Consider the following 20775-nt stretch of genomic DNA (forward strand, 5'->3'; position numbering starts at 1 on the left):
TTCTGTCATTATTCCACCTCTACTTCGGTTTCCTGTAATTGGTTTCTCGTCACCTTCACTTTTGTGATTCGTTTCTCATCTGCTTCCTCTATGGTGAAAGTATAGTCTTCAAATTGAATGGCTTGTTGGTTTTCTTCCAAAGAAGTAGAAGGAATGTATCCTAGCTGGCCAATAAGAAAGCCGCTTAATGTATCATAATCATAGTCTTCTGTTGGAAAATCGATATCGATAAATTTCTCCACATCATGCAGACTGAGTGTTCCGTTGATCAAAAAAGAATGTTCATCCAGCGGGATAAACTCAAACTCATCCTCATCGTGCTCATCGAAAATATTCCCTACAATTTCTTCAAGCAAATCTTCAATTGTCACAATCCCAGCAGTTCCGCCATATTCGTCTATCACAACAGCCATGTGTACTTTGTTTTTCTGAAGGTCTTTGAACAGGTCATCGGCCATTCGTGATACTGGCACAAGATGGGGGATTCGAATAATCTTTTCTAAACTGAAATCTTCTTCGATCCCTTCTTCCAGATACTGGAGCAAGTCTTTGACGTGGAGAATGCCAATAATGTTATCAATACTATTATCATATACGGGGAATCTTGTGTATTTTTCAACATTGATTAAATGAATGACTTCTTTTAAGCTAAAGTCCAGCGGTATGGCAATAATATTGGTTCGATGTGTCATAATGTCCGATACTGTAGTATTGTCAAACTCAAAAATGTTATTAATCATCATTTTCTCGGTATCTTGAATGGCGCCTCTTTCTTCGCCCACATCAACCATCATGCGGATTTCCTCTTCGGTAACTTGTTCATCATTGGAGTTTGGATCCACACCGAACAGCCGGACAATGACATTCGTGGAATGAGTCAGTAATTTTACAAACGGGGAAGTGATTTTTGACAATAAAGTTAAAGGCCTTACGACGAACATGGAGATGGGCTCCGCTTTTTGCATGGCAATTCTTTTGGGCACGAGTTCACCTAAAACCAAGGTGAAGTAGGACAGGACCAATGTAATTAAAATGACCGAAATTCTTTCTAACCACTGAGGAGAAATCGGAACACCAATGTCATATAAAAAACGGGCTAAAGTCCCCGCAAAGCTTCCGGCCGCAAAGGCACTGGCTAAAAATCCCGCCAAGGTAATACCGATTTGAATGGTTGCCAAAAAACGGCTCGGCTCTCCTAACAGGTTTTGCAGCATTTTGGCTTTTTTATCTCCAGCCTCTGCCATCATTTTCACTTTGTTGTCATTCAGTGAGATAAGGGCAATTTCTGAAGCGGCAAAAAATGCATTTAAAACAATGAGTATAGCAAGTATGACAAGTTCAGTATACAATCTGGTTTCCTCCGATAATGTAAAAAAAATATAAAACCAGGGAAATCACTTTTAGTTTTCTTCCTTTACATATCCCCTTAGTTTTTGTGATGTATTCATTTATACGATTATACTAGGTCATTAGTTTCATTATTGTCCAATGAAAAATAAGGTGTAAAGTTGAATTTTCTATGGCATATATATGAAACATGTCCAATTATGGAGATGGTTCAGAATATGGAATTATATAGAAAAGGAATGGCAATCCTCATAGGAAGTTTATTACTTTCAATTGGAATTAACTTTTTTCTAGTTCCCTTTGAATTGCTGGACGGGGGCATCATCGGGTTGGGGCTGATTGTCAAATATCTCTTGGGAATCAAAGCAGGTTTTACCATCATTGTACTGAGTATTCCCATATTTTATATCGGATGGCTGCACTATCGCAATTATTTTTACAGCAGCTTGCACGGCATGTTGATTTCTTCCTTTTTTATTGACTTGCTTTATCCTTTCCATAAGTATTTTGTTGCCGTAGTACAGTTGCCAGCATTGATAAGTTCTATTTTGGGAGGAGCTCTCGTTGGGCTTGGGATCGGAATTATGCTGCGATATGATACGAGCACGGGAGGGACAGACCTTCTCGCTCAATTTTTATCCAATATATTTAATATCAATGTAGGGTTTATGATCTTTATCATTGACGCTTTTGTCATTTGTATAGGAGGACTGCTTATCTCCAAAGAGACCTTCTTCCTATCCCTGATTGCCATTATAAGCGTTGCATTAACAACTAGCTTGTGTACATGGCATGTGGCGGTGGACTCAAAACAGGAAAGGATTTAGAAGGGAAAAAATCAAAGGCTCCTACAATGTGTGCATATCACAAGTAGGAGCCTTTTCATTTCATATTCAGATAGCTTTGCTGGAATGCTGTTCAGCAGGTTTTCCAACCTTTTTCAAGGGTACTGTCCCAACCAGGTATCTGGCCCAAGGAATATGCGATAACAGGAACGTCAAAAGAATTGAAAAGAGGCACACGATGGCCATTACGACAAGGCTTGTGATCACATAGCTTGAATTGAATTTTTCCGTAATCAACCATTTGAGAGTCAGGCCCAGGACGAGGGCATGCATCAGGTAGCCTCCGAAGGAATACTTCCCTATAAAGCCAAACATAAAAGATAGGAAGCTTTTCCTTTCAGTTGATTGCAGGGCCAACTTATAAAGACATAGGATATGAGAAACTGTAAAAAGAAACATAGAAAGCTTTAAAGACGTGGAATAGCCAAGGTTTAATGGCCCTCCCCGCGGGGATCCATTGAACAATTCATAGGTTACCCAAATGTATAAACCGATGAAAAGACAGAGATTCCAGAATCCGGAGGAGTGAACCCATCTCCTCCATGGGTTGAGATGAAGGGCTGCAAGACCGCCAAGAAAAAAGTAAAAGAGATAAAACATGAAGTTCGACGTTCTATATTTCAGGAAAGTCTGCAACCAGGAAGGATAATCTGCCATATGTGCGGGTAAATACTTTTGGGAAGCCCACATCAGCAATCCATAAAAAACCGCGAGTATGCCCATTAGGTAAGGGACGGATAATTTTCTGGAAAACCGCTTAAATCCATATAAAAGGATTGGATATAACAAATAAAACTGAAAAACCATGACGATATACCATAAATGGTAGCCATAAGTCGGTGCAATCAATTCGACTGCAATATTCTTTAACCAAGTCCGATTGGCCAAATGCAGATATTCATGATAAGTATAGATATAATAAATGATGGTCCAAACCGTGAAGGGAAGATAAATATCCTTCATTCTTTTCTTAATAAATGACCCATAGTCCATTTTTTCAAAATAATGATAAAACAGCGTTAAACCGGTAATGAAGACAAACAGGGGAACCGCAAATTTTAGGAGATTAAACACAGCGCCCAATACGACAGCCTCATAGTAAGGCATATCAGGCTTTTGGATAAATTGCCCTATCACATGCTGGTAAACGACCGCAATAAAGGCCAATCCACGCAACATATCGAGCTCTTCAATTCTGCCATTTTTCAACAAAAACTACTCCTTAACCCGTTATCCGGAAAATCCATCTAAGTCCAAATTATAGATCAAAAAGGATCCGGATGAAATGGCGGATTTTCCCAACAGACGCGTCTATGCCGATACGCGTTTATCGTCTTTCTGAAAGAGCTTCTTCTTTCTCCAATTTCCCATATAGAAGTAAGCACTAGCGATAAGGGAGCTTAACATCAAGCTGATTCCCGTGCCAAGGGGAAGTCCTTGATCACCCCAGAGTTCGGAAAAGAAATAAACGAGCGGAAAGCGAAGAAGCCAAAAGGAAATCAGATTCAGGACTAAAACGGCAAGCATTGCGCCAGAAGCTCGAACGACGCCGTTTAATACAAAGTTGATACCTAAGAAAACATAGAAAAAGGCCACGGTTTTTAGATAATAAGCCCCGAACGCTACAGTTGCCGGGTCACTAACAAAGATGCGGATGAGCATGTCGCTGAAGAGAAACACAAATCCCCCAAGGAGCAATTTCAGGCTAACAATTACCATTAATCCCAGCTTGGTGATTTGAGCTACGCGATCCCACCTGCCAGCTCCAATATTTTGTCCCGCCATACTGTTCACTACCGAACTCAGCGTATAGGAGGGAATGAGGAGCATGCTCTCAATTCGATTGGCTGCCCCAAACCCGGAGACCACGCTTTGCCCATGGCTCGTCACCACGGCAATGATGGCGGTCATTCCAGCGGATATGGCGAGCATTTGCAGTCCTGCAGGGATGCCTAAACGGATAATGGTCTTAATATAAAGCATCGAAGGAAGATAGGGTCTGACAAAGGGTACCTTTCCGCTTCGAATGCAATACGCGACTCCATATATAAATGCAAGACCTTGAGAAACGATGGTCGCATAGGCAGATCCCTCGATCCCCCAGCTGAAGGTGTCAATAAAGATGGGATTAATCATGGCATTAAGAATGACAGCCATCCAGACAAACCTTAAGGGAGTTCGGCTGTCTCCCATCGCACGCAGGACGGTACCGATGAAATTATAGCCAAACAAAAAAAGGATCCCCATGAAGTTAATATGGAGGTAAGAACTGGCTAAAGGAAACAAGTCGGGAGGTGTGCCCAGCCACCTCAGGATGGGATCGGTCAGGAGATAGCCCACCAAGCCCATGATCAGCGTTAAGGCTGCAAGGATAACGACAAACGCGTTCAGTGATTCCTTTAACCCCTCCTCATCTTTTTTTCCTCGCTGCTGGGATAAGACGGTCAATGTTACGCCATTGATGCCAATGATAAAGGATAGAATGGCAAAAAGGACGGATCCGGAAATAGCTACTGCCCCCAGTGCATGGCTCCCGACAAGCCTTCCTACCCACATGCTGTCCACGACCTGATAAGAGATCTGAAGAATGTTTGTCAAAAATATAGGGATGGAAAAAGAGATCATCTGCTTGAGCAGATTTCCTTCCGTGAAATCAATGGATTTATTCACTGTTTTCTCCTTCTATATATGTTGTTGTACTATCATACCACATTGATTTTTATGTAGGGACTAATGAGTTTACGAGTAAAAATTGCAAATTTCCCATGGAAAAGGGGAGTATAAAGTTCCGAATTTCTTCAAAAGGAAGAATCCAGCCTGGTTTGAATGTGTGCAGTCCTTTGCTATACTAAGTATATTTCTTACAGCTAACTATAATTGAGGTGTTATTACTTTGAAAACCGTTATGGTCATCGGTGGTGGAATAACGGGGTTATCCACCATGTACTATCTGCAAAAAAGTCTGAGAGAACAACAACTGGACGCGAGATTAGTCCTTATTGAGGCAAATGAAACGTTAGGCGGCAAAATCAAAACCGTGCAAGATGGTGAATTTATCATGGAAACGGGCGCCGATTCCATTATCACTCGAAAACCCAATGTGGCTCCCTTGCTGGAGGAGTTGAATTTACAGGAAGATGTTGTTTATAACGCAACCGGCAAATCGTTTATCCATGTGGATGGCGAGTTGAAGCTCATTCCCGAAGATACGATATTTGGCATTCCCATGAGTTTGGAATCGCTTGCGAAGACGGACTTGATTTCTGCTGAGGGAAAAGTGGAGGCATTAAAGGATTTCTATACGAAAAATGAGACTTTTACAAAGAACGATTCGATTGGATTTTTCCTGGAAAGCTTTCTTGGCAAGGAGCTTGTGGAGAAACAGATTGCCCCTGTCATTTCCGGCGTATACTCCGGAAAGCTTAAGGACCTTACGATTGCTTCAACGCTGCCCTATCTGCTGGATTATAAAAATGAATATGGCAGCATTATTAAAGGTCTATCCGAGAATATGAAAAAATTCAAAGGATCCGGTGATCGAAAGTTCCTCTCGTTTAAGCATGGGGTATCCGCTTTGATCGACGGTTTAGAGAAACAGCTGACCGATGTGGAAATTCTCAAAGGGACAAAGGCGGAACGAATCCAAAAAGATCAAGGAAGGTATCGGATTACCCTGAATGACAGTCAATCCATCGAAGCCGATTTTGTCGTCCTAGCTGCAATGCATACGGTTGCCCAATCGCTCTTGCAGGATGAGGAGCTGGATGTGGACTTTAACCAGTTAAAAAACAGTTCGCTGATCAGTGTTTACCTTGGGTTTGATGTTCCCGACAGCCAGCTTCCTGAGGATGGAACCGGGTTCATCGTTGCAGAGAATAGCGATTTAGTCTGCAATGCCTGTACCTGGACAAGCCGGAAATGGCAGCATACATCCGAAAATAATCACTTGTTGGTAAGGCTTTTCTATAAAAGCTCAAGCCCAGCCTATGAGACCCTGCAAAAGCTCTCGGAAGAGGACTTGATGCAGGTGGCGCTGAAAGATATCAAAGATAGCCTTGGACTTACTGCCGAACCTGTCAAATATGAAGTGACGAAATGGCATGAGACGATGCCCAATTATCATATCAAACATCATGAAATTGTTCAGTCCTTAGAAAAGAAAATAGAGGTCAGCTATCCCCATATCCTGCTGGCTGGATGCTCCTATTACGGTGTGGGAATCCCGGATTGCATTGCTAATGGAGAGAAAACAGCGGAAACTATAGTCAAGCAGATGGACTTATCAAAGGCACCAGCCCCTGTGTTCTAAAATGAAGAAAAAGCTGATATCCTATTGAGGAAATCAGCTTTTTTGGGATTTATTCTCCAGCTACAAAGACATTCCAGCCATACGGATCGGAAACCGAACCATTTTGAATGCCAGTAATGGTATCGTAGAGCTTCTTAGCAAGCTCACCCGTTTCTCCGTTATGAATAACCATTTTGTTTTCCTGCCAATTCAATTCCCCAATAGGTGAAATGACTGCAGCAGTCCCTGTTCCAAAAGCTTCTTCAAGCTTGCCTTCTAAGTGCGCTTCGTGAAGCTCTTGAATGGACAGTCGTCTTTCTACTACTGGAATTCCCCAATCCTTAAGCAGATGGATCACGGTATTTCTGGTGATCCCATCCAGAATACTCCCGTTCAAGGCAGGCGTGACCACTTCCCCATTGATCTTGAAGAAGACATTCATGCTTCCCACTTCTTCAATATAGGAATGCTCTTTCCCGTCTAGCCAAAGCACCTGAGAGAATCCTGCTTTCTTGGCTTCTTCCTGAGCTTTGATACTTGCTGCATAATTCCCTGCGGTTTTAGCGAAACCGGTTCCCCCGCGAACAGCACGTACGTATTGGCTCTCGACATTGATTTTAACAGGGTGAATTCCTTCTTCGTAATACGATCCGACAGGGGACAGGATAACCGCAAACAAATATTCGTGGGATGCACGAACTCCCAAGCAAGGCTCGGTAGCAATAATAAACGGACGAATATATAAGGAGGTTCCTTCATCATATGGAACCCAATCTTTTTCAATTTCAACAAGGGTTTTTATATAATTAACGAAATCAGTTTCATCGATCGGCGGAATACTTAATCTCTCGTTAGAAATATTTAAACGTTCTGCGTTTTTATCAGGTCGAAATAAGAAAATCTTGTTATCCTTTGTGCGGAAGGCCTTCATTCCTTCAAATATCGCTTGTCCATAATGGAACACCATGGCTGCTGGATCAAATGTAAACGGACCGTAAGGAACAATTCGAGGATCATGCCATCCTTCGGATACAGAATAATTCATCAAAAACATGTGATCAGTAAAATACTTTCCGAATTCCAGTTTCGATGTTGGAATCTTTTCTTTTAAATTTTGGCTTAATTCGATTCGAATTTGCTGTTTCACCTTTGGCAACTCCTTTATGTTTAGGAAATACGCTCTTTTTTTAATAAGAGGCTATCATGAGGGATAGTGAATGGTTAATAATTATTTTCTAGTATAAAGTTTTTTTTATCAGCGGACAATCGAAAATATATAAAGGGAAATCTTTCAGTTGACAACGCTCGTATTAAGAAGGAAAATGCTTGGGTTAGAGCTGTTTCTAGACAGGGCACTATGGGGTATATATAGATTATTCGATTCAGTAACGAGAGGAGTAAGACTGTGAAAAATCATAAGGATAAAAGCCAAAGAGGGGGGACATTCGGAAGCAAAGAAAATTTTGTCGTGATCACCGTCATGATTCTCGGTGTGTTTGTAGCGATCTTGAATGAAACGCTTCTGAATGTGGCGTTGCCCAAAATCATGGGTGATATTCAAATTTCCCCCAGTACGGCACAATGGCTGACTACTGGGTATCTGCTTGTCATCGGGGTACTCATTCCGGTCACTGCTTTTTTAATACAGCGGTTTACTACAAGAAGCTTGTTCCTCACAGCGATGGGCCTGTTTACCGCGGGGACCTTTATTGCGGGGGTTGCACCGGGCTTTGTTTTCCTTTTAATCGGAAGAGTACTTCAAGCGTCCGGAACCGGCTTGCTTTTCCCTTTACTGACTAATGTGGTGTTTGCCATGGTTCCTCTAGAGAAAAGAGGATCTGCCATGGGTACGATTGGGATTGTGATCACCTTTGCTCCCGCCATCGGTCCAACATTGTCTGGGATCATTGTGGAGCATTTCAGTTGGCGAGTTTTGTTTTACAGTGTTTTGCCCATCGCATTTCTTGTCATTATGTTTGCGTATGTGAAGCTTAAAAACGTAACCGAGACGACCCATCCTAAAATTGATCTTTTGTCCTTGCTGCTTTCCACTATTGGCTTTGGAGGGCTTGTGTACGGCTTTAGCAGCGCAGGTGAAGGGCATGGAGGCTGGTCGAGCAATGCCGTCCTCATTCCCATTGCGGCCGGGATTGTTTCTATAGCATTGTTTACATGGAGGCAGCTGGTATTAGCACAGCCATTGCTGGATCTCCGAACATTTAAATATAACATCTTCAGGATGTCGACACTCATTATGATGGTCGTCATGATGGCCATGTTTTCCTCCATGATGCTGCTGCCCATTTTCCTGCAGAACGGATTGAAGTACAGTCCATTAGAGGCAGGGCTGATCATGCTGCCTGGAGGAATTGTGATGGGGATCATGTCTCCCATCACAGGCCGACTATTCGATAAATTCGGGGCAAAATGGCTTGCGGTTGTAGGATTAGGGCTGATGGCTCTCGTATTGTGGCAGTTTGCCTTTATTACCGTATCCACGGCATATACTACGATTCTAATATTGAATACGTTCATGATGCTGGGGATTTCCATGCTTATGATGCCGGTAATGACCAATGCCTTAAACGAATTGCCTCGCCCTTTATATCCGCACGGTACGGCGATCATCAGCACGCTCCAGCAGGTTTCGGGCGCTGTCGGCACTGCTCTTCTCGTGACCGTCATGACGAACGGCTCTAAGCGGTTTATAGAAAAGGCGGGGAATACAGTTAATGAGTCGGAACTTCCGATTCTAGCAATGACTGCAGGTATGAAAAGTGCCTTTCTCCTAGCCTTTGGGTTGGTTGCCATGGCTTGGATTGCTTCATTTTTTCTGAAGCGCGCGGTTCCACCTGAGGCAGAATGGGGCAATAAGCAGATGTCTGCTCATTAATTTATCTATTGATAATGCTTTAGCCGTTTTTTCTCTCTCGAATGAGGGAGAAAGCGGCTATTTTTTTCTCCCGATTTCTATTAAAATATACAAATATAAAAGCTTTTTTTCTGAAAATATAATAATATATATAGGTGAAGTAGATTATAAAAATATAGTATAATTATAATTAAGATTTACATAGAAACGAGGGAAGGAAATGAAGATCACTAGTATGATCCTACACATTGAAGAAGAGGATTTTGAAGAATATGAGAACGTTTTACGAAGGATGGGATGGGAGGAACAGACGAAGCACGTCTTCCGTAAAAAATTTGGCAACACAAGTGTAGAAATCAGAGAGCACCTGCCTACTTTCGGCACGACCTTAGAGCTGGTGGTTAGCTTTTATAATCCTGATGGCTGTTCGATAGAAAAGATTTCCAGGCTGTTAAAGGAATTAAAAGAGGCTGATTTATCGCCGGATGCGGAAGAGGCAAACTATTGAAATAGGGAGGTGAGCTAAGGGACAGCCCTTAGCAGAAACAATGGAATGGATGGAATTGATAACGTCTTCAATTGAAAAGGCAGACAAGTTTTATTTTTTGTTTGAATTGGCATTGATTGTATTTGCCGTCAAATTAATGGGACAATTAAGTGTAAAAATAGGACAGCCTTCAGTGTTTGGAAAGTTATTGGTCGGTATTATCTTGGGACCATCCTTGCTCAATATCCTTCATCCCAATGAACTCATTAAGGAACTTGCTGAGGTGGGAGTTATTCTACTAATGTTTTTGGCTGGACTTGAGACCGATCTAAAAGAATTTAAAAAGTCGGCTTTTGCGTCTACATTAGTTGCTGTTGGAGGAGTGATCATTCCCTTCTTTGGCGGAATGGGAGTCGCCTATTTCTTTGGGTATGAAATTCACACAGCCATTTTTATAGGTGTGCTACTTGTAGCAACAAGCGTAAGTATTTCCGTACAAACCTTAAGAGAGCTAGGCAAGCTTAAGTCTAAGGAAGGGGTAACGATTCTTGGGGCTGCAGTATTGGATGATGTGTTAGGCATCATTATTCTATCTGCCGTATTGGGAATCTTTGCCGGGGGAGCCGCGGGTGGAAGCGGCCTCGGTTCATTGATCTTCCTACTGGTTAAAATTATTATGTTTTTTGTCATCGCTGTTGCGCTCGGTTACTTTATTCTTCCTAAATTCATTACGTGGTTCAATCAATTTCAAGTTTCCCAAACCTTGCTTGCGGTCAGCGTGATCTCCGCCCTCCTGTTTGCTTATATGGCTGAACTGTTTGGGGTAGCTGGGATTGTTGGAGCATACGTGTGCGGATTAATGCTCAGCTTGACACCGCATCGAGACGAAATGACTCATAAGGTAGAATCGTTTAGTTTTCCGTTTTTCGTACCTCTCTTTTTTGTGAATATCGGGTTGGTTGCTAACTTTAAAGAAATGAATACGGAAATCATCTGGTTTAGCCTTGTGCTTGCCTTTATTGCGATAATTACCAAAATTATCGGATGCGGGATTGGTGCAAAATTGGCCAAGTTTGATACGAAGAGTGCACTCGGAATTGGGACAGGGATGATTGCTCGGGGAGAAGTGGGGCTCATTGTTGCCTTGATCGGTATCGATCGAGGACTTATTAGCAATGACTTGTTCGGCGCTGCAGTGATTGTGGTGATTGCGACAACCCTTGTCACTCCTCCGCTAATCAAGTTGACCATGAAAAGGAAAAAAGAAGAAGAGGTCAAACCCTTCGTGGTAAATGCCTAAATCTAACTTGATTGAATTCGGCTGCTATATAGCAGCCTTTTTATGTTCTTTGACTATTTGACATGAAACACAAAGGTTTTATATAATCAAAAACGAAACCAAAAGGTTTTATTTTGCCAAAGGAGATAGATATATGGAAAACAATCATTCCAATACCCTGCCAGACATTAAACAAACTGTTGTAATTGAAGCTCCGATTCAAAAGGTATGGGAGACCGTCTCCACGTCCGAGGGGATAGCCTCTTGGTTCATGCCTAATGATTTTCAGTTGGAATTAGGATATGAATTTCATCTGCAATCGCCTTTTGGTCCGTCTCCTTGCAAGGTCATAGAAATCGACGCGCCTAACCGACTATCCTTTACATGGGATACCGAGGGCTGGGTAGTTTCGTTTCTCTTAAAAGAGCTGGATAATAAAACTGAGTTTACGCTGATCCATGGCGGATGGAAGCAGGAGGATCAGCTCGTTTCAAAAGCCAACGAGAAGAATTCCGTCATTCGCGACCGAATGGCACAGGGCTGGGCAGGAATTATGGAGAATCTTCGCAAGGGTGTCGAAAACTAGGTGACCTCTACAGCACAAAAGCCTGATATTTTTCAAGCTATTGCGGACCCTACACGGCGAGAGGTTCTGCGTTTGCTCGCCGATAAAGAACTGCCTATTTCGGAAATCACGTCCCACTTTACTATGAGCCGAACAGCCATTGCCAAACATCTGCATGTTCTATCAGAAGCAAAATTAGTCCGCGGCCGAAAGGTAGGCAGGACCAAGCTGTACCGGCTGCAGCCAGAACCCTTAACAGAACTGAAACAATGGCTTTCTTTCTATGAAAAGTTTTGGACTAACAAACTATCTATGCTCCAGCATGTGGTAGAAAAACATGGGGAAAAGGAATTGAAAGTGGTTCGGCCAGATAATCAGCAAGACTCCAAATAAGACAAAACAGTAGATTCACAGAGCGCCACGTCATATTTGTGGCGCTTTTCTTTGATAGAATAAACACAATGTGGTAGGATTAGCTAGTCAAAAAATAACAAAGGGGGACAATAAATATGTGGCAAGAATTTAAGACATTTGCGCTGAAAGGTAATGTACTTGATCTTGCGATCGGGGTTATTATTGGGGCCGCCTTTGGAAAAATAGTCACCTCATTGGTCAATGATTTGCTGATGCCGCTTTTAGGTCTTCTTCTAGGAGGACTGAACCTATCCGGATTGGAATTTCAGTTTGGCAATGCCGTATTAAAATATGGGGCTTTCCTGCAGACTGTCGTTGACTTTTTAATTGTGGCCTTCTCCATCTTCCTCTTCATTAAAGGATTGAACCGGTTCAAGCGGAAAGAAGAAGCGAAACCTGCTGCACCGCCTGCCCCATCCAAAGAAGAAGTATTGCTGACGGAAATTCGAGATCTCTTAAAACAGCGGAGAGACCTATAAGGCAAATTTGAAATTACCCGACCTTCATCTAATTATGGTGAATATCGGGTCTTTTTTTTTATATTTTTCTCGCAGAACTATACTTTAGAACTAGTTTTTATAATTATTAATCCTGCAGCATGGATCCTGCCACGGGCATTTGGTATTTAACAGAGGATAGCAATCCTAGCTTTCTCTATCGTTTTACACCTCATAATCGCAGCCAAAAGCTAGGTTCCTTGCAGGAAGGTGGAATACTAGAAGCGGCTGCGATTGAGGTGCTTCCGAATTCGGCTGCGAGCACATTCAAGACCGGACAAACTTTCGGGATCGTTTGGAAGCAAGTAAAGCCTGAGCGCGCAAAAGAAGATGCAAGAGATCTCGGTTGCATTCAGTTCAGCCGATTAGAAGGATCTTGGTTTGCGGCGGGCGCTCTTTGGTTTGACGATACGAGTGCTGGAGATAAAAGATTAGGCCGGGTTTATCGTTATTTCCCTGCAACGAACACATTGGAGCTTTTCTATGAATCTTCCGATAGCAACGATCTTGAGATGCCGGATAACATCACTATCACGCCTTGGGGAGACCTGTGGATTGCCGAAGATGGAGGCGGTTCAGACCGGATTATTGGGCTTACCCCTGAAGGCAATGTTTATACATTTGCAGAAAATAAGCTGAACGGCTCAGAATTTGCTGGACCTGCCTTTTCTCCAGATGGCAACACCTTATTTATCAATGCTGCGCGTCAGCGTGCGATGAGCCATGCTGCTCCTCCTGCCCACTTTGCTCCGGTCATTTCGGACAAGCTAGCGGCATTTGCAGAAAAACAAGGTATTTCTGTATTGGAAGCGGCCGCCTTACATCGTCATGGCGTGACGGTTTAATAATACGAGGTGTGTTTTTGGTATTGATTTCTATAAAAAAAGATATTAATATAAATTAAAATGAAAAAGCAAATTTGGTGCCACGTTAGATTTCGTGGAGAATAGGGAAGCAAAACCACACGATGTGTCCATCGCTGTATAAGGGAGTGAATATACATAATGCCACTGGTTTAAAGCTGGGAAGGCGTATATTCACAATGAACTTGAGTCAGAAGACCTGCCAAATTTAGTATCCTAACTTTGAGAAACGACACCATCTCAGTCTTATTAAGGCTGGGATTTTTTGTGTTGAATTTAAAATTAGAATCACTGGGAAGGAGAAGGTGTGTTTTGTTAAATGAACTGCAAAAAGAGGGCGTTTTTAAGGCGATATCTGAGCGAAGGGATGTTCGACAGTTTAATTCGAAACCGATACCGGAGGAAAGCTTGGAAAAAATTCTACTTGCTGGCCACCATGCCCCCTCAGTTGGATTTATGCAGCCATGGAATTTTATTCTAATTAACGATGAGAAAATAAAAGAAAGGCTTGCGTGGGCAGCGGATAAAGAAAGAAGGGCATTAGCGATCCATTATGAAGGAGAACGGGCTGATCAATTCCTTAATCTAAAAATAGAAGGAATTAGGGAGGCACCTCTTACAATCTGCGTAACTTGTGATCCGACAAGAGGAGGATCTCACGTGTTGGGGAGAAATTCCATTCCGGAAACTGATATTCTTTCCGCGGCCTGTGCCATCCAGAATATGTGGTTAGCTTGTTATGCAGAAGGTTTGGCCATGGGTTGGGTCAGCTTTTACAAAAAAAATGATGTGAGGGACATCCTGGGCATACCGCCGCACATTGAACCAATTGCTCTTCTTTCCATTGGATACACCGATAACTATCCGACGGCTCCCATTTTAGAGACGGAGAACTGGGAAAAAAGAAGGTCCATAAATGATCTTGTCTTTTTTGACACCTGGGGATCAGCTTTTCAGGAAAACTCAACGCTATTGGAAAAAACGGTAAAAAAAATCAAACCTTTAAATGAATACGCAATGGAAAAGGCACAAGTACATTTAGATCAGCTGACCAAACCGCCGGGAAGTTTAGGGGCACTCGAAAAACTGGCTAAGCAATTGGCTGGCATAACGGGTACCATGCAGCCTGGTTTCCCTGATAAAAGAGTGGTGGTAATGGCTGCTGACCATGGAGTTGCTGAAGCTGGCGTATCAGCTTACCCTAAAGAAGTCACCGTACAGATGGTCCATAATTTTCTGCGTGGCGGCGCCGCTATCAATGTGATGGCAAGAAATGCAGGAGGAAAAGTCGTCTGCGTGGATGTGGGCGTAGATGGGGATTTGACCGGTGTTGACGGTTTGATCCATCGCAAGGTAGCCTTTGGTACAGCGAACATGCTGAAGGCTCCAGCTATGAGCAAGGAACATGTCATTCAAGCCATGGAAGCCGGGATCCAAGTGGCTTTTGAACAGGTTTATGAGGGAGCGAAGCTGTTGGCTACGGGAGAAGTAGGTATTGGAAATACGACAACCAGCTCGGCTGTGTTATCTGCTTTGACAGGCAAGCCGGCAGAGCAGGTTGTAGGCTGCGGGACAGGAATTGCGTCTTCGTCTCTTTCAAGGAAAATAGACGTGGTTGAGCAAGCTCTTCAGTTACATCAACCTGATCCAAATGATCCGCTTGATGTTCTTCAAAAGGTGGGAGGATTGGAAATAGCTGCACTTGCGGGGCTAGTCATGGGAGCCGCAGTGAAACGGGTACCTGTTGTTCTTGATGGTTTTATTTCTACTGTCGCTGCGCTGTGTGCTGTCCGCCTTCAGCCACTTGTACGGGAATATTTGATTGCCTCCCATCAGTCGGAAGAGCCGGGTCATCGCATCGCAATGGAGGAGCTAGGGTTGGTTCCCATGCTTCAGATGAACATGCGATTAGGTGAAGGAACGGGAGCTGCCTTGATGTTTCCCATCATTGATACTGTTCATGCAATCATGACCGAAATGGCAACATTCGATTCAGCTGGGGTATCAAACAGAGTGGGATCCGCTTAAGGATTTTAACTTTAATACTATGTTTCCCCATCTTAGGGAAAGATAGGTTATGTATATTAACAGGAGGAATTAAGATGGAAACGCAAAAACCGTATCGCATATTGCTTTACTATAAATTTGTTCCAATTGAGAACCCCGAAGAATTTACGCAGGAACACTTGGAATACTGCAAGCAATTGGGCTTAAAAGGTCGCATCCTGGTTGCTCCTGAAGGGATTAATGGAACGGTCTCCGGAACGGTTGAGCAAACTCAAGAATACATGGATCATATGCACGCCGATCCGCGCTTTGCTGATTTGTGGTTTAAAATCGATGAAGCAGACGAACACGCCTTTCAAAAAATGCATGTTCGGTATAAAGCGGAGTTAGTTACGTTCCGGGTAGAAGACGCTCCTGCTCCCTTTGAAAAGACAGGAACGTATTTAAACGCGAAAGAATTTTATGAGGCCCTGAAAGATGAAGATGTAATTGTTATCGACGGCCGAAATGATTATGAATACGATATTGGGCATTTTCGCGGTGCTATCCGGCCAGATGTGAAATCGTTCCGGGAATTTCCTGAGTGGATTCGCGAAAATTTAGGCCAATATAAGGACAAAAAAATCATCACCTACTGTACCGGTGGGGTTCGCTGTGAAAAATTAACCGGGTGGATGATGGAAGAGGGATTTGAGGACGTAGCCCAGTTGCATGGGGGGATCGTTACATACGGAAAAGACCCTGAAGTTCAAGGGAGACTATGGGATGGAAAGCTCTACGTGTTCGATGAGCGCATTTCCGTTCCCGTCAATCGGACGGATGAAGATAAGGTGATTGGAAAGTGCCATTATTGCGGGGAACCGGAAGATCGCTACATTAATTGCGCCTACCCTTCTTGCAACAAAAAAACGATTGCTCATGCCCATTGTGAAGAGGTGCATAGAGGCTTCTGTTCACCAGAGTGCGAAAAGCAACACCAGTTACAACAGGATATGGATGAGGTTGTAGGCTAAAAAAGGAACCAGCTGCCTGGTTCCTTTTTATATTTAGAGAAAAAGTGAATTACTGCTCAACTGTAACAAAGCGATTCCTATTTCTAAGCTGATATAGTATGGCGGCAGCCCACAAAACAATAATCAGGGCATAAGCCACAGTTGCCCATGAAACGGGCAATGCCAGCGATTTGATAATGGTGGCAGCATTGGTTAGTATAATCAATCCCCCGACTAAAACACCTAAAAGATAAGTAGGCAACTTTTTTACGAGCCAAGCTGCAATAGGTGCGGCCAGGATTCCTCCAATCATGAAGGCGATAACCAATTGCCATTGGAATTGCTCCAAACCTAGGAACAGGACGAAACCTAACGTTGCAGACAGGGCAATCGCAAATTCACTTGTAGCCACAGTACCAATCACCTTTCTGGGGGAAATTCCCTTTCTTGCGATCAGCATAGGCGTCGTGATAGGTCCCCAGCCACCGCCGCCTACCGCATCGAAAAATCCACCGGCTAACCCCAATGGGGTCAGAAAGGCTTTTGTCATGGGGGATGGCTGTTTTTCGGTTGAAGAACGGTTCAAGAATAAAAAGCGAATTAAAATGTAGAAGCCTAGCAGGATCAAAAAAACCGATATAAAAGGTTTGATTAGATTTCCTGGTAAACTGCTAAGAAATGCGGCCCCGATAAACGCACTGATGGAACCGGGAATGGTTAGTCTCCATAAAATCGTTTTGTCTACATTCCGGAACCATAAATGGGATGCACCAGATGCCGCCGTAGTAGCGATTTCAGCCATATGAATGGAAGCAGAGGCTACAGCAGGAGCGATCCCAAACATTAGCAACAAGGATGCAGACGTTGCACCAAAGCCCATGCCTAACGAACCATCCACCAGTTGTGCCATAAAACCAACAATTGTAAAGATAATTAGCTTTCTCAAATCCGTTCTCCTCCGCTCAATTCATAGTATTGTAATAGGAATTATATGATATAGGTATTATCCTGTAAAGAATAAGTTTTTTTAGCAATTTATGTAGGTGGGCTAGGCATTGATAGCCTATTTTCCCAGAAAATTGTGGTGCTTGGAAGGAAAACAGCCTCAAGGGTTACTTGCTCCATAAGCATAATTTAGGCTGTCTTTGTAGTCATTTATCGCATAGGTTATCGTGAGACCATGATGGGAGGTAATATATGAATTATATCGTACAGCCCGGCGATACCTTATATGGCATCGCAACACGTTTTAATGTGAGCATAGATGCTATTATCAGAGCAAATAACTTAGCAGCGCCGTATTACGTTTATGTCGGCCAAAGATTATTCATCCCGGTCGGACCGTCCCCCGTTCCGCCAACCCCGCCATTTCCAACCCCCCCTACTCCTCAGCCTCCTGCTTCGAACATCGAACGGAGATTGGACCGGCTTGAACGAAGGTTGGATAGACTAGAACAAAGAGTGCGCAGATTGGAACAGTGATGCTATTTTCCTCTAAGGCTGTCTAGAATGGCCAGTGAAACAACACCTTTTTAGACAGCTTTTCTTCTTGGTCCATTTTCAGATGCATACATAATCCCTTCGTTAGGAGTATACTGGGAGTGAGGTGAACTACCTTTAGATATCTGCTGAGGAGGTGTTTCACAATTGGAAGGCAGCGTAAATTTGTCTATATATTGGACATTGCTCGCCTATGGAGAGTGGAGCCTTTACATGGCTGCAACATCCAAGGGGCTGTGTTATGTGGGATCGCCCAATAAGCCGCTTAAAGAATTATCCGATTGGGCGGAAAAATGTATTCCTGGAAGTGTCTTGATTCACGATGATGAAAAGCTTAAGCCGTATGCGGCGGAGGTTATCGAGTATTTGCGAGGTGAGCGCAGGGCATTTACCATACCGGTTGATTTAAGCGGGACCCCTTTCCAGCTTGCCGTGTGGAATGCGCTGTGCGAGATTCCATACGGACGAACGCGGTCCTATTCGGATGTTGCGAATCTTATTCAAAAGCCGGGTTCCGTTCGTGCAGTTGGGGCAGCGATTGGTGCCAATCCAGTGTTAATTACCGTCCCTTGCCATCGTGTGATTGGTAAGAACGGTTCGCTGACAGGCTATCGCGGCGGTTTGGAAATGAAGACGCAACTTCTTCATTTGGAGAAAATTGGACATGCATAAAGAATCCGATATTCCCATCGTATGTTAGAATAAATGATGAAGCTTCCCGCTTACAGAACAATAAGGAGATTATAACCGCGAGATGAAATTGGTTTCTTGGAATGTAAATGGACTTAGAGCATGCGTTACCAAAGGTTTTTTAGACTATTTTCAGGAAGTGGATGCGGATATATTCTGTATTCAAGAAACAAAATTGCAAGAAGGGCAAATCCAGCTCGATTTTCCAGGATACTATCAATATTGGAATTTTGCAATGAAAAAGGGTTACTCAGGTACGGCTATTTTCACTAAAAAAGAGCCGCTATCTGTTAGATACGGATTAGGGCTTGAAGAATTTGATGCTGAGGGAAGAGCGATTACGCTGGAATTTGAAGAATTCTTTATGGTTAATGTCTACACGCCCAATGCCCAAAGAGACTTAGCGAGACTAGACTATCGATTAAAGTGGGAAGATGTATTCCTTCAGCATTTAAAAGAGTTGGATTCTATCAAGCCCGTTATTCTTTGTGGAGACTTGAATGTAGCCCACCAAGATATCGATTTGAAAAACGCTAAAACGAATAAAGGAAATTCTGGTTTTACAGATGAAGAGCGCGGCAAGATGACAGCTTTGCTGGAAAGCGGATTTATTGACAGCTTCAGATACTTCTACCCCGATCGGGAAGGGGCCTATTCCTGGTGGTCCTATATGGCTAAGGTCAGAGAGAGAAATATTGGGTGGAGAATTGACTACTTTATTGTATCTGAGAGATGGGGAGATAAGTTGAAGGATTCTCACATTCACTCGCATATAATGGGAAGCGACCATTGTCCGATCGTTCTGGAATTGATGACAGAGAAGATCACAAATTAGGAGTAAAAAGCAGGATAGTCCTGCTTTTTTTTTTCTATTTAAGAAAGGGATTGAGAACTCCATGCAGATCCGTATTAATCCGGTCGATGTCCACTTTATTATTTAGTGTATCATCGGCCAGTTGATATTTCTGTTTGAGTTTTAAAATACGGTATACTTTATCATCGATCGCTTCGATTGGAATCGTTCCATCGATTGCAGCTTGCTTAAGGGAATGGAGAACAGCCACTTGTCTTTCATATTCATGACCAATTAGCACGATATCGCTTCCGGCATGGATGGATTGGACAGCAGCATCAGAAATTTCGTATGTTTCAGTAATAGCGCCCATGGTCAAATCATCTGTGATGATAACCCCGTCAAATTGAAGTTGTTGACGCAGGATATCGGTCATGATGGGTTTAGATAAAGAAGCGGGATGCTGTGCATCGATTTTCGGGAGTAAGATATGAGCCACCATAACAACATCCGCTCCCTCCCTAATCGCTTGCTGGAAAGGCTTTATTTCAAAGGAGTCCAATCTTTCCTTTGTATGATTCAAGACAGGAAGATCCAGATGGGAATCTATTGAAGTATCGCCGTGTCCTGGAAAATGTTTGACGACAGGAATGACATTTTCGGATTTCATTCCGTTCATTGTTGCGATCCCCAGCCTGCTGACGGTTTCGGGGCTTGTCCCGAAAGAGCGGTCACCGATGACAGGGTTTTGCTGGTTGCTGTGGATGTCGAGTACAGGGGCAAAATTCATATTGAAACCGAACGCTTTTATTTTTCGAGCAGTGGCTGAACCAATGTTTTGCGCAAGCTCCTCATCATCAACAAGACCAATCTCCCAACTGCTTGGAACGGCCAGAAACCCATCGGGCATTCTTGTGACTCTTCCTCCTTCTTCGTCAACGCTGACAAAGAGGGGGAAGGGATTCATAGAGTTATAGCTTTTCAACTCGCTAATTAAAAGTAAAGCTTGATTGGTATCCATGATATTCCTTTTAAAAAGAATAAAGCCGCCAACTTTATAGGTATCAATCATGGTTTCCATAGGGCTGTCAAATGAAGTGCCATCTATGCCAATGATAACGAGCTGACCGATTTTTTCAGTAAGTGTCATTTCCTTGATTTGCAATTCAATGGGATCGGAAAAAACGGAAACCGTTTCGCTTGGTTCGGATGAAACTTCCTGCTGCTTAACCGCAGGCGATCGAGTCCCGAAAAGCTGGCACCCAGAAAGCAGAGAAATACATAACATAACAAGCAATGAAGCCCATAAGGTTCTTTCCATCAAGTCACCCTTAGA

20 protein-coding genes and 1 riboswitch are annotated in these 20775 nt (G+C 43.2%); of the genes, 14 read left to right on the forward strand and 6 right to left on the reverse strand.

From position 1 onward, the window contains the following. Window positions 1-8 precede the first annotated feature (8 nt). On the reverse strand, window positions 9-1349 hold the full coding sequence (locus ABLT31_RS03855; protein ID WP_367749086.1) for a hemolysin family protein: 1341 nt from the start codon (window positions 1347-1349) through the stop codon (window positions 9-11). Window positions 1350-1565: 216 nt separating this feature from the next. On the opposite strand from ABLT31_RS03855, the gene ABLT31_RS03860 reads away from it, so the two are divergent. Next, window positions 1566-2174, forward strand: coding sequence for a YitT family protein (locus tag ABLT31_RS03860; RefSeq protein ID WP_367749089.1), 609 nt, complete (start codon window positions 1566-1568; stop codon window positions 2172-2174). Window positions 2175-2240: 66 nt separating this feature from the next. Here the strand turns inward: ABLT31_RS03860 and ABLT31_RS03865 are convergent, their stop codons facing one another. Beyond that, on the reverse strand, window positions 2241-3401 hold the full coding sequence (locus ABLT31_RS03865) for an acyltransferase (protein WP_367749092.1): 1161 nt from the start codon (window positions 3399-3401) through the stop codon (window positions 2241-2243). Between the two features lie 102 nt (window positions 3402-3503). Next, complete coding sequence (locus tag ABLT31_RS03870; protein WP_367749095.1) at window positions 3504-4862, reverse strand: MATE family efflux transporter; 1359 nt, start codon at window positions 4860-4862, stop codon at window positions 3504-3506. Window positions 4863-5085: 223 nt separating this feature from the next. Here ABLT31_RS03870 and ABLT31_RS03875 point away from each other — a divergent pair, with 223 nt between their 5' ends. Further along, complete coding sequence (locus tag ABLT31_RS03875; RefSeq protein WP_367749098.1) at window positions 5086-6501, forward strand: protoporphyrinogen oxidase; 1416 nt, start codon at window positions 5086-5088, stop codon at window positions 6499-6501. Window positions 6502-6550: 49 nt separating this feature from the next. Here ABLT31_RS03875 and ABLT31_RS03880 read toward each other — a convergent pair whose 3' ends face one another. Then, window positions 6551-7627 carry a branched-chain amino acid aminotransferase gene (locus ABLT31_RS03880; RefSeq protein ID WP_367749101.1) on the reverse strand — a complete coding sequence of 359 codons (1077 nt, stop codon included), beginning with the start codon at window positions 7625-7627 and terminating at the stop codon, window positions 6551-6553. Window positions 7628-7960: 333 nt separating this feature from the next. Here ABLT31_RS03880 and ABLT31_RS03885 point away from each other — a divergent pair, with 333 nt between their 5' ends. The 9 genes from ABLT31_RS03885 to trhO all read left to right on the forward strand — a co-directional run bounded on the left by ABLT31_RS03885 (window position 7961) and on the right by trhO (window position 16477). Continuing rightward, window positions 7961-9373: a DHA2 family efflux MFS transporter permease subunit gene (locus tag ABLT31_RS03885; protein WP_462976461.1), complete on the forward strand. Its 1413-nt coding sequence runs from the start codon at window positions 7961-7963 to the stop codon at window positions 9371-9373. A gap of 199 nt (window positions 9374-9572) precedes the next feature. After that, window positions 9573-9860: a hypothetical protein gene (locus ABLT31_RS03890; RefSeq protein WP_367749107.1), complete on the forward strand. Its 288-nt coding sequence runs from the start codon at window positions 9573-9575 to the stop codon at window positions 9858-9860. Between the two features lie 49 nt (window positions 9861-9909). Next, complete coding sequence (locus ABLT31_RS03895; RefSeq protein ID WP_367749109.1) at window positions 9910-11139, forward strand: cation:proton antiporter; 1230 nt, start codon at window positions 9910-9912, stop codon at window positions 11137-11139. Between the two features lie 133 nt (window positions 11140-11272). Then, a complete protein-coding gene (locus ABLT31_RS03900; RefSeq protein ID WP_367749112.1) occupies window positions 11273-11704 on the forward strand; it encodes an SRPBCC family protein in 432 nt (143 codons plus the stop codon). Further along, window positions 11705-12076 (forward strand): ArsR/SmtB family transcription factor, encoded by a 372-nt coding sequence (locus ABLT31_RS03905; RefSeq protein ID WP_367749115.1) that lies wholly within the window; start codon window positions 11705-11707, stop codon window positions 12074-12076. A gap of 116 nt (window positions 12077-12192) precedes the next feature. Next, on the forward strand, window positions 12193-12576 hold the full coding sequence (gene mscL, locus ABLT31_RS03910) for a large conductance mechanosensitive channel protein MscL (RefSeq protein ID WP_367749118.1): 384 nt from the start codon (window positions 12193-12195) through the stop codon (window positions 12574-12576). Window positions 12577-12695: 119 nt separating this feature from the next. Beyond that, a complete protein-coding gene (locus tag ABLT31_RS03915; RefSeq protein ID WP_367749121.1) occupies window positions 12696-13439 on the forward strand; it encodes an alkaline phosphatase PhoX in 744 nt (247 codons plus the stop codon). A 58-nt stretch (window positions 13440-13497) separates the two neighbouring features. After that, window positions 13498-13678: riboswitch (cobalamin riboswitch) on the forward strand. A 91-nt stretch (window positions 13679-13769) separates the two neighbouring features. Then, entirely contained in the window at window positions 13770-15485 is a 1716-nt protein-coding gene (gene cobT, locus ABLT31_RS03920) for a nicotinate-nucleotide--dimethylbenzimidazole phosphoribosyltransferase (protein ID WP_367749124.1), read from the forward strand. Window positions 15486-15559: 74 nt separating this feature from the next. Continuing rightward, the gene (trhO, locus tag ABLT31_RS03925) at window positions 15560-16477 is read left to right on the forward strand and encodes an oxygen-dependent tRNA uridine(34) hydroxylase TrhO (RefSeq protein WP_367749127.1); all 918 of its coding nucleotides are present in this window, start codon (window positions 15560-15562) and stop codon (window positions 16475-16477) included. Window positions 16478-16526: 49 nt separating this feature from the next. Here trhO and ABLT31_RS03930 read toward each other — a convergent pair whose 3' ends face one another. Continuing rightward, window positions 16527-17402 carry a sulfite exporter TauE/SafE family protein gene (locus ABLT31_RS03930; RefSeq protein WP_367749130.1) on the reverse strand — a complete coding sequence of 292 codons (876 nt, stop codon included), beginning with the start codon at window positions 17400-17402 and terminating at the stop codon, window positions 16527-16529. A 251-nt stretch (window positions 17403-17653) separates the two neighbouring features. Here ABLT31_RS03930 and ABLT31_RS03935 point away from each other — a divergent pair, with 251 nt between their 5' ends. The 3 genes from ABLT31_RS03935 to ABLT31_RS03945 all read left to right on the forward strand — a co-directional run bounded on the left by ABLT31_RS03935 (window position 17654) and on the right by ABLT31_RS03945 (window position 19481). Next, a complete protein-coding gene (locus ABLT31_RS03935; RefSeq protein ID WP_367749133.1) occupies window positions 17654-17938 on the forward strand; it encodes a LysM peptidoglycan-binding domain-containing protein in 285 nt (94 codons plus the stop codon). Window positions 17939-18103: 165 nt separating this feature from the next. Then, window positions 18104-18628, forward strand: a complete 525-nt coding sequence (locus tag ABLT31_RS03940) for a methylated-DNA--[protein]-cysteine S-methyltransferase (protein WP_367749135.1) — start codon at window positions 18104-18106, stop codon at window positions 18626-18628. A gap of 82 nt (window positions 18629-18710) precedes the next feature. Then, complete coding sequence (locus tag ABLT31_RS03945) at window positions 18711-19481, forward strand: exodeoxyribonuclease III (RefSeq protein ID WP_367749137.1); 771 nt, start codon at window positions 18711-18713, stop codon at window positions 19479-19481. 34 nt (window positions 19482-19515) lie between these two features. Here ABLT31_RS03945 and nagZ read toward each other — a convergent pair whose 3' ends face one another. Then, on the reverse strand, window positions 19516-20760 hold the full coding sequence (nagZ, locus tag ABLT31_RS03950; protein ID WP_367749140.1) for a beta-N-acetylhexosaminidase: 1245 nt from the start codon (window positions 20758-20760) through the stop codon (window positions 19516-19518). Window positions 20761-20775 lie beyond the last annotated feature (15 nt).

The sequence above is a fragment of the Ammoniphilus soli genome (genome assembly GCF_040813775.1).

Excerpts from the sequence above, each read along its gene's own strand:
- ABLT31_RS03890 (WP_367749107.1), top strand. The coding sequence starts at position 9,573 with ATGAAGATCACTAGTATGATCCTACACATTGAAGAAGAGGATTTTGAA.
- ABLT31_RS03915 (WP_367749121.1), top strand. The coding sequence starts at position 12,696 with ATGGATCCTGCCACGGGCATTTGGTATTTAACAGAGGATAGCAATCCT.
- ABLT31_RS03900 (WP_367749112.1), top strand. The coding sequence starts at position 11,273 with ATGGAAAACAATCATTCCAATACCCTGCCAGACATTAAACAAACTGTT.
- mscL (WP_367749118.1), top strand. The coding sequence starts at position 12,193 with ATGTGGCAAGAATTTAAGACATTTGCGCTGAAAGGTAATGTACTTGAT.
- ABLT31_RS03945 (WP_367749137.1), top strand. The coding sequence starts at position 18,711 with ATGAAATTGGTTTCTTGGAATGTAAATGGACTTAGAGCATGCGTTACC.
- ABLT31_RS03895 (WP_367749109.1), top strand. The coding sequence starts at position 9,910 with ATGGAATTGATAACGTCTTCAATTGAAAAGGCAGACAAGTTTTATTTT.
- ABLT31_RS03935 (WP_367749133.1), top strand. The coding sequence starts at position 17,654 with ATGAATTATATCGTACAGCCCGGCGATACCTTATATGGCATCGCAACA.
- nagZ (WP_367749140.1), bottom strand. The coding sequence starts at position 20,760 with ATGGAAAGAACCTTATGGGCTTCATTGCTTGTTATGTTATGTATTTCT.
- ABLT31_RS03860 (WP_367749089.1), top strand. The coding sequence starts at position 1,566 with ATGGAATTATATAGAAAAGGAATGGCAATCCTCATAGGAAGTTTATTA.
- ABLT31_RS03885 (WP_462976461.1), top strand. The coding sequence starts at position 7,961 with ATGATTCTCGGTGTGTTTGTAGCGATCTTGAATGAAACGCTTCTGAAT.
- trhO (WP_367749127.1), top strand. The coding sequence starts at position 15,560 with ATGGAAACGCAAAAACCGTATCGCATATTGCTTTACTATAAATTTGTT.